The sequence below is a fragment of the Paraburkholderia sp. genome (genome assembly GCF_049581445.1).
Taxonomy (GTDB): Bacteria; Pseudomonadota; Gammaproteobacteria; order Burkholderiales; family Burkholderiaceae; genus Paraburkholderia.
The window spans coordinates 1-8,446 of the sequence record NZ_JBAURZ010000256.1; the positions used below are offsets into that span (position 1 = coordinate 1).

Annotated in this window: 10 protein-coding genes; 6 read left to right on the forward strand and 4 right to left on the reverse strand. The window is 61.7% G+C overall.

Translation table 11 applies throughout. The annotated features are described in order from the left end of the window. The 3 genes from WCA85_RS21695 to lexA form a co-directional block, all read right to left on the reverse strand. Positions 1–304: DUF2939 domain-containing protein (locus WCA85_RS21695; protein WP_424066935.1), on the reverse strand; the 304-nt coding region annotated here is incomplete at its 3' end. 96 nt (positions 305–400) lie between these two features. Beyond that, positions 401–745: a hypothetical protein gene (locus WCA85_RS21700; RefSeq protein WP_424066926.1), complete on the reverse strand. Its 345-nt coding sequence runs from the start codon at positions 743–745 to the stop codon at positions 401–403. Positions 746–764: 19 nt separating this feature from the next. Beyond that, positions 765–1,415 (reverse strand): transcriptional repressor LexA, encoded by a 651-nt coding sequence (gene lexA / locus WCA85_RS21705; protein WP_424066927.1) that lies wholly within the window; start codon positions 1,413–1,415, stop codon positions 765–767. A gap of 296 nt (positions 1,416–1,711) precedes the next feature. On the opposite strand from lexA, the gene WCA85_RS21710 reads away from it, so the two are divergent. The 6 genes from WCA85_RS21710 (at position 1,712) to WCA85_RS21735 (ending at position 7,915) form a co-directional block, all read left to right on the forward strand. Beyond that, complete coding sequence (locus WCA85_RS21710; RefSeq protein ID WP_424066928.1) at positions 1,712–2,752, forward strand: sulfate ABC transporter substrate-binding protein; 1,041 nt, start codon at positions 1,712–1,714, stop codon at positions 2,750–2,752. 156 nt (positions 2,753–2,908) lie between these two features. After that, positions 2,909–3,805, forward strand: a complete 897-nt coding sequence (gene cysT, locus WCA85_RS21715) for a sulfate ABC transporter permease subunit CysT (protein WP_424066929.1) — start codon at positions 2,909–2,911, stop codon at positions 3,803–3,805. Then, on the forward strand, positions 3,802–4,758 hold the full coding sequence (cysW, locus tag WCA85_RS21720) for a sulfate ABC transporter permease subunit CysW (RefSeq protein ID WP_424066930.1): 957 nt from the start codon (positions 3,802–3,804) through the stop codon (positions 4,756–4,758). The genes cysT and cysW overlap by 4 nt, the downstream gene beginning before the upstream one ends. Positions 4,759–4,770: 12 nt before the next feature. Continuing rightward, positions 4,771–5,829, forward strand: a complete 1,059-nt coding sequence (locus WCA85_RS21725) for a sulfate/molybdate ABC transporter ATP-binding protein (protein WP_424066931.1) — start codon at positions 4,771–4,773, stop codon at positions 5,827–5,829. A 59-nt stretch (positions 5,830–5,888) separates the two neighbouring features. Further along, on the forward strand, positions 5,889–6,815 hold the full coding sequence (locus WCA85_RS21730; RefSeq protein WP_424066932.1) for a CysB family HTH-type transcriptional regulator: 927 nt from the start codon (positions 5,889–5,891) through the stop codon (positions 6,813–6,815). A 53-nt stretch (positions 6,816–6,868) separates the two neighbouring features. Then, positions 6,869–7,915 (forward strand): asparaginase, encoded by a 1,047-nt coding sequence (locus WCA85_RS21735; protein ID WP_424066933.1) that lies wholly within the window; start codon positions 6,869–6,871, stop codon positions 7,913–7,915. Between the two features lie 245 nt (positions 7,916–8,160). Here WCA85_RS21735 and WCA85_RS21740 read toward each other — a convergent pair. After that, positions 8,161–8,446: DUF3597 domain-containing protein (locus WCA85_RS21740; RefSeq protein ID WP_424066934.1), on the reverse strand; the 286-nt coding region annotated here is incomplete at its 5' end.

An 8,446-nucleotide genomic window follows, 5' to 3' on the forward strand; every position in this document is an offset into this window, starting at 1 on the left:
CCATTGGACCGATCAGCGCAACGCCGATCATCGCCCCAAGCGCGGCTAATGGGTTGCCGCTCGCATGCAGCCGCCGGGTCAGCAAACCGGCTACTTGCTCCTTCAGGCTTTCACGCAATGCCGGGTAATCGACATACTCGCTGACCGTCTGCGCGTCACGGGTGTCGGCGGCCCGTTTGAGACGGTCGAGCGCCAGATAGGGCGACGCATAGCCATACCCCAGCACGGCCACTATCGCGATCACAACCACAACAATAATGAGCGGCTTGGCGAAACCGCGTTTTGCAGGTGGTGAAACGACCATCTGAAGATACTCGCTGTTGTTTGTCACCTGAGGTGGACACCGAGCGTCAGGAAACGATCCCTAACGGGCGGTTGTCATTCCTCAAATAACCGCCTCCTACTCAAACAGCGCGCTTTGCAAACCCGCCCGTTCCTCATCGATGCAGCGATCGATCATCCGGCACACCGCATCCACGGTACCGACCATAATCAGACGCGACGGGCCGTGGTAGACCCGGACCGGTGCACGGCGCGCGGGTTCGGCGGTGTTAAGACCGGCGTTCAGCGATACCCGGGCGAAGGCCGGCAACGACGAAGGCAGCGCGGACGTATGCGGCGCAGGCGTGTCGAACAACGACGCCGTGGCGCCGGGCGCCTCGATCGGGGCGCAGGGCACAAGGCTGCGCAGATGGCGCAGGCGACCGAACTGGCGGAAGGGCAACAGGCGAGCAAGGCGTTCCATGAGTCTCTCCAGGCAGTGTTCAGAATTCGGTCGGGCGAATCAGCCCGACCGCGATGCCTTCCAATGCGAATTCCGCACTGCCGGCCTGAACGAAGATGTTTTCGTAGTCGGGGTTCTCAGCAATCAGCTCGATACCGTTGGGCCGACGCTTGAGACGCTTGACCGTGACGTCGTCGCCAATTCGCGCGACGATGATCTGGCCGTCTTTGGCTTCGCTTTTCTTTTGCACGGCGAGCAGATCGCCGTCGAAGATGCCTGCGTCGCGCATGGACAGCCCGCGCACCTTCAGTAGGTAGTCCGGTTTGCTCGAGAAGAGCGCCGGGTCGCATGCATAGTGCTGCGCGATGTGTTCCTGCGCGAGGATCGGGCTGCCCGCCGCCACCCGCCCGATCAGCGGCAGCGACAACTGCATCAGGCTGGCGTGGGGCAGCGTGAACTGGTGTGGCGCGTCGTCCTGGCCGTACAGGAGGCGAATACCCCGAGAAGCCCCGGCCGCGAGCTCGATCACCCCTTTGCGGGCCAGTGCGCGCAAATGCTCTTCCGCTGAGTTGGCCGAGCTGAAGCCAAGTTCGGCGGCGATCTCCGCGCGGGTGGGCGGAAAGCCGGTGCGTTCGATTGCCCGGCGGATCAGGTCGAAAACCTCTTGCTGTCGTGCGGTGAGTTTGGTCATGGCGCCACTGTATGGATAGACAGGTGACTGTATTTTTATACAGTATTCGGCGCATTTCAAGCTTTACTTTAAGTTCGTGCCCTGGGTGTCGCCCCAGCGTCGTCAGACGGCGTTCCCGCAACCACTTTCGTGCCGCGACAGCGCGCCCCTCTGTCGTTACCACTTTTGCGTATTAAAAAATGAAGAAACATTATTTTTAATAATGAAAGCCCTTCGATAGACTGGCCTCCACTTGATGCACAGCGCGCATAACGCCAACAAAACGCTGCTAAAGCGCAAACCACGCGGAGAACAGGATGAATCATCAGGGCACGGGGCTCGCGGGCAAGACGAGGAAATGGATCACGGTGCTGGCGCTGTCCGCCGCGGCCGTGCTCGGCGCGGCGAGCGCCGCACAAGCCGACGACAAGACGCTGCTTAACGTTTCCTACGACCCGACGCGCGAGTTGTATCAGCAGATCAACCAGGCGTTCGGCAAACAGTGGAAGGCGCAGACCGGCGATACGGTGACGTTCAGGCAATCGCATGGCGGCTCGGGCGCGCAAGCGCGCTCGGTGCTCGACGGTTTGCAGGCGGACGTCGTGACGCTCGCGCTTGCTTACGACATCGACGCGCTTGCCAACAAGGGACTGGTCGACAAGAACTGGCAGAAGCGTCTGCCGGACAACGCCTCGCCGTACACCTCGACGATCGTGTTCCTCGTGCGCAAGGGCAATCCGAAGCACATCAAGGACTGGGACGATCTGGTGAAGCCTGGGGTGTCGATTGTCACGCCGAATCCGAAGACCTCCGGTGGCGCACGCTGGAACTATCTGGCTGCGTGGGCTTATGCCGAGCATCAGCCGGGCGGCAATGATCAGAAAGCCAGAGAATTCGTTTCGAAGCTCTATAAGAACGCCGGTGTGCTCGACTCGGGTTCGCGCGGTGCGACCACCAGCTTCGTGCAACGCGGTATCGGCGACGTGCTGATTGCCTGGGAAAACGAGGCGTTCCTGTCGCTCAAGGAATTCGGCCCGGACAAGTTCGAGATCGTGGTGCCGTCGGTGAGCATTCTGGCCGAGCCGCCGGTGGCGGTGGTCGACAAGGTGGTCGACCGCCATGGCACACGCAAGCTGGCAGAGGCGTATCTGAACTTCCTGTATAGCGATGAGGGCCAGCAGATCGCCGCCGCGAACTTCTACCGTCCGCGTTCGGACAAGGTGCCAGCCGCGCTGACGGCCAAGTTTCCGAAGCTGAAGCTGTACACGGTTGACGATACCTTCGGCGGTTGGGCCAACGCGCAGAAAACTCACTTTGCCGATGGCGGTGTGTTCGATTCGATCTACTCGCCACAGTGAGGCGTGTATTGCGCTGATCAGGAATCAGGTTCGGCGAGGCGCAGATCAGACGCAGTACTAACGAAGCATGGCAAGGCGTAGTAAGGCGCGCCCCGCAGGTCGCGCCATTTGCGCGGGCCAAGGGTCGCAGAGGTTTAACTTGAAAGAGCATCCAGCATGACCACGTTGACCTTTCGCAAGCCAAGCGCATTGCCCGGCTTTGGCCTGACACTCGGCATCACGGTGGCGTATCTGAGCCTCGTGGTGCTGATTCCGTTGGCGGCCACCTTTCTCAAGACGGCCACCCTCGATTGGGCCCAATTCGTGCGCGCTGTGAGCTCGCCGCGTGTGCTGGCGTCATACCGGTTGACGTTCTTTTCTGCGCTCGGCGGCGCGTTGATCAATGCGGTGTTCGGCTTTCTTGTCGCATGGGTGCTGGTGCGCTACACGTTTCCGTTCAAGCGTCTGGTGGATGCGGTCGTTGATTTGCCGTTCGCATTGCCTACCTCGGTGGCGGGAATTTCGCTCGCGGCGGTGTATGCGGGCAATGGCTGGATCGGCCAGTTTCTCGAACCGCTCGGTCTCAAGATTGCTTTTACGCCAGCGGGCGTGCTGGTCGCCTTGACCTTTATTGGGTTGCCATTTGTCGTGCGGACCGTGCAGCCCGTGCTCGAAGAGTTCGAGCGTGAACAGGAAGAGGCCGCCGCGTGCCTGGGCGCCCCGCGCTGGTTGACGTTTCGGCGTGTCGTGTTGCCGGCTCTGGTTCCCGCATTGCTGACCGGCTTTGCGCTGGCGTTTGCGCGCGCACTGGGTGAATACGGTTCGGTGATCTTCATTGCCGGCAATGTGCCGATGAAATCGGAGATCACGTCGCTGCTCATCATCACCAAGCTCGAACAGTACGACTACGCTGGCGCGACCGCGCTGGCGGTGGTGATGCTCGTGGTGTCGTTTCTGATGCTGCTGCTGATCAATACATTGCAGTGGTATCTGCAGCGTCGTACGGGGCGTGGTGGGGCTGGGCCAACCTTGCCGCCGGTAACAACGACAGCCACGGCGGGAGGTGCGCAATGAGTCACGATTCTGCAGCCCTTTCGCCAGTGTCGCGCGCGGCTTTGCGTATGGCACGCTCGGCTGATCCGGTCACTGAGCCGCGCCTTGTGCGCTACATATTGACGGGCATCGCGCTGCTGTTTCTCGCGCTGTTCCTGGTGGTCCCGCTGGTTGCGGTGTTTTATCAGGCACTGAGCAAGGGCATCGGGTTTTACCTCGACGCGCTGGTCGATCCGGATGCTGTTGCCGCGATCAAGCTCACGCTCCTGACCGCCGCGATCGCGGTGCCGCTCAACCTGGTGTTCGGGCTCGCTGCATCGTGGTGTATCGCCAAGTTTGAATTTCGCGGCAAGGCATTGTTGACCACGCTGATCGATCTACCGTTTTCGGTATCTCCGGTGATCTCGGGTCTCGTGTATGTGCTGATGTTCGGCGCGCAGGGCTGGTTCGGCCCCTGGCTGGAAGACCACAATGTGCAGATCATCTTCGCGGTGCCGGGCATCGTGCTCGCGACGATCTTCGTGACGTTTCCCTTCGTTGCGCGCGAACTGATTCCGTTGATGCAGGCGCAAGGCAACGATGAAGAAGAAGCCGCGCATGTGCTTGGTGCGTCGGGCTGGCAGACCTTCCGGCGTGTCACGTTGCCTAACGTCAAGTGGGGTCTGTTGTACGGTGTGATCCTCTGCAATGCACGAGCCATGGGCGAGTTCGGTGCGGTCTCGGTCGTCTCGGGGCACATTCGTGGACAGACCGACACGATTCCGCTACACGTCGAGATTCTCTACAACGAATATAACTTTTCGGCGGCGTTCGCTGTGGCGTCACTGCTGGCTTTGCTAGCGCTCGTGACGCTTGGGCTAAAGCTGCTGGCGGAACGTCATATGGCGGCACAACGAGACGAGGGCGGCGTGCCCGTTCCCGCGGGTCCTGTCACCGTCGACAAGGCCGCGCCGACGCAGCACCCGGTCCAGTAAGGAGAGTAGTCAATGGGTATCACCGTTCGTAACCTGCAAAAGCGCTTTGGCGATTTCACCGCGCTCGATAACGTTTCGCTCGACTTTCCGCCGGGCGAACTGGTTGCGCTGCTCGGGCCGTCGGGTTGTGGCAAGACCACGCTGTTGCGCGTGATCGCCGGCCTTGAATATGCAGACTCGGGCCAGGTCGTGCTGCAAGGTGAGGACGTCGCGACGGTCGGCGCGCGGGAGCGCCAGGTGGGTTTCGTGTTTCAGCACTACGCGCTGTTCCGTCATATGACGGTGTTCGAGAATGTCGCCTTCGGACTACGCGTGAAGCCGCGTAAGGAGCGGCCATCGGAAAAGGTGATCCGCGAAAAGGTCCACGAGTTGCTCAAGCTCGTGCAACTGGATTGGCTCGCCCAGCGTTACCCGTCCGAACTGTCAGGCGGCCAGCGGCAGCGCATCGCGCTGGCACGTGCGCTGGCTGTCGAGCCGAAAGTGCTGTTGCTCGACGAACCGTTTGGTGCGCTCGATGCCAAGGTGCGCAAGGAACTGCGCAGCTGGCTGCGTCGTTTGCACGACGATCTGCATATCTCGACCATCTTCGTCACGCACGATCAGGAAGAGGCGCTCGAGGTGGCCGATCGTATCGTGGTGCTCAATCGTGGACACGTGGAGCAGGTGGGCAGCCCGCAGGACGTGTACGATCATCCCCAGACGTCGTTCGTCTACGAGTTTCTTGGTGCGGCTAATCGCCTGCAAGGGAAGGTCGACCGTCATGGCTTCGTGGTGGACGGCGCCGCGCTGCCGGTCGCGGCTTCGGCCGGTTTTGAAGGGCCGGCCTTTGCGTACGTGCGTCCGCACGACCTCGATTTGTATCCGCAGGCGTCGGGGCATCGCGATGGCATCGTGGTCGACGTCCGACGGGTTGTCACGCTGGGTGGCTCGGTTCGCGTCGAACTGGCTTCGCCCAGTGGCAATCTGCTCGAAGCGGAACTGGATCGCGAGGCGTGGCGCGCCTTGCAACTGGGCATCGGTGACGGCGTCACGGCCGTACCCCGCGCGTTGCGCGTCTTTCCCGCGCATTGAAACGAATCGGTCTCACTCATATTCAATAACTCAACTCTGGCCGAACCGGAGACACACAGATGAACTTCCAGCAACTACGCTTTGTGCGTGAGGCCGTGCGCCAGAACATGAACCTGACTGAAGTCGCGAACGTGCTGTACACGTCGCAGTCGGGCGTGTCGAAACAGATCAAGGATCTCGAGGACGAACTTGGCGTTGATATTTTCATCCGCCGTGGCAAGCGTCTGACGGGATTGACGGAGCCGGGCAAGGCCGTGCACCAGTTGATCGAACGCATGCTGCTCGACGCGGAAAACCTGCGTCGCGTCGCGCGTCAGTTTGCGGATCAGGATAGCGGTCACCTCGTGGTGGCGACCACCCACACCCAGGCCCGCTACGCGCTGCCGAAGGTGATTCGCCAGTTCACGACGGTGTTCCCGAAAGTGCATCTGGCGCTGCGTCAGGGCAGCCCGCAGCAGATCGCGCAGATGATCATCAACGGCGAAGCGGATATCGGCATTTCGACCGAAGCGCTCGACCGCTTTCCGGACATCGTGACTTTTCCGTGCTACTCGTGGCACCACATTGTGGTCGTGCCGAAGGACCATCCGCTGGTGGGGCGCCCGAATCTGACGCTCGATGAGATCGCTGAATTTCCGATCGTCACCTACGATCAGGATTTCACGGGCCGCTCGCATATCGACCAGGCCTTTGCGCGAGCGGGTGCGTTGCCGGATGTGGTGTTGACCGCGATCGACGCGGACGTGATCAAGACCTATGTCGAACTCGGCATGGGGATTGGCGTGGTCGCAGCGATGGCGTATGACCCTAAGCGCGATACCGAACTGGTCGCGCTCGATACGCAGCATCTGTTCGAAGCGAGCACGACGCGGGTGGGATTGCGCAAGGGCGCTTTCCTGCGGGCCTATGCATATCGCCTGCTGGAAATGTTCGCGCCGCAGTTGAAGGAGGCGGATATCGCCGCGCAGTTGCGCGCAGCGGACTGAGGTTCGCGTTTCAACGCATGGCGGCGCACGGCGCATCGCTTACAATCGCCGCCATGAATACCTCGACCTCTTCCTCATCGAATTCGCTGGATTCCGCGGCGACGGCGGGCGGCCTACCGCGTATCGCCGTGCTGGCGACCGGCGGCACGATCGCAGGCTCCGCTGCCTCTGTCACCAATACTTCCGGTTATCAGGCTGGCGTGGTCGGCGTCGACCGTCTGCTGGAGGCTGTGCCCGCGCTGTCCGGCGTCGCGCGGATCCAGCCCGAGCAGATTGCCAGCGTCGACAGCAAGGACATGGCGCTCGCACTGTGGACGACGCTCGCGCAGCGTGTCAACGAACTGATCGCGAGCGACGATATCGACGGCGTGGTCATCACGCATGGCACCGATACGCTCGAAGAAACCGCCTATCTGCTCCATCTGACGGTAAAAGGGCACAAGCCTGTGGTGCTGACCGCGGCAATGCGGCCTGCCTCCGCGCTTTCGGCCGATGGCCCGCTGAATCTGCTCAACGCGGTAACGGTTGCAGCTAGCGCGGCGGCGCACGGGCAGGGCGCACTGGTTGCGTTCAACAACCGTATTCACAGCGCGCGCGATGTGGTCAAGACCAGCACTTACGCGGTCGACGCGTTCCAGTCGCCGGAAGTGGGCGCGCTCGGCTGGGTGCAGGACGGACGTGTCGAATTTCAGCGCAAAGTAGTGCGGCCGCACACCGTTGAGACTGAGTTTGTGATTGGCGCGACATGGCCGAATGTGGAGATCGTCGCGAGCTATGCGGGCGCTTCGCGGATCTCGGTGGATGCATTGGTCGCAGCGGGTGTGCGTGGGATCGTCGTGGCGGGCACCGGTAACGGCTCGATTCACGCGTCGGTGCAACAGGCGCTGGCGGATGCGGTCAAGCAGGGCGTGGCTGTGGTGCGTTCGTCGCGGGTCGGCTCGGGACATGTGATGCGCAACGGCGCGGCGCCCGACGATGCGCTCGGTTTCGTCACGGCGGGCTCGCTCAATCCATATAAGGCGCGGGTTCTTCTGATGCTGGCGCTTGCGGCCGGCAACACGGGGGGGGTGGCGTTGCAGCGAGTGTTCGATACTTATTAGCTGGCGCATCCCCCGACGCGGTAAAACCTTTAGCGGCCAGCGGACGATGTCACTACGGCGCGGCGTGTTCCTTTTTTCAGTGGCAGTTCGAGGCGATCTCCTTCAACCGAACGCGCGGAAGCCAGTTTCGCGTCAGCGTGGATTTGACCAGAGGTCATAAATACGGCTGCTCGAAGGCAGCCATATTTCGCAAGAGTGGTGCCAAGCCGTCGGCGTCGCCCGAAATCGGCGACGCCGGCGAGCCGTTAGGCCGCCAGATCCGGAGGCAACTTCCCGCCGTTCGCCGCCAGCGCTTGCATCACCTGTTTGTGTAGCCAGACATTCATGCTGGCCGAATCGTTCAGGTCGCCGTCGTACTTCAACTCCTGCGCGAGCTTCTTGCGATGCTCAAGGCTGCTGTCGACCCCGAGTGCTTTGAGCGTGTCGACGATCGAGGTGCGCCAGTTCAACGTTTGTCCGCTCTCGCTCACGAACTGGTCCATGACGGCAGCGATATCAACGTCGGCCAGCGGTGGGGGCGCCGGTGTAGCG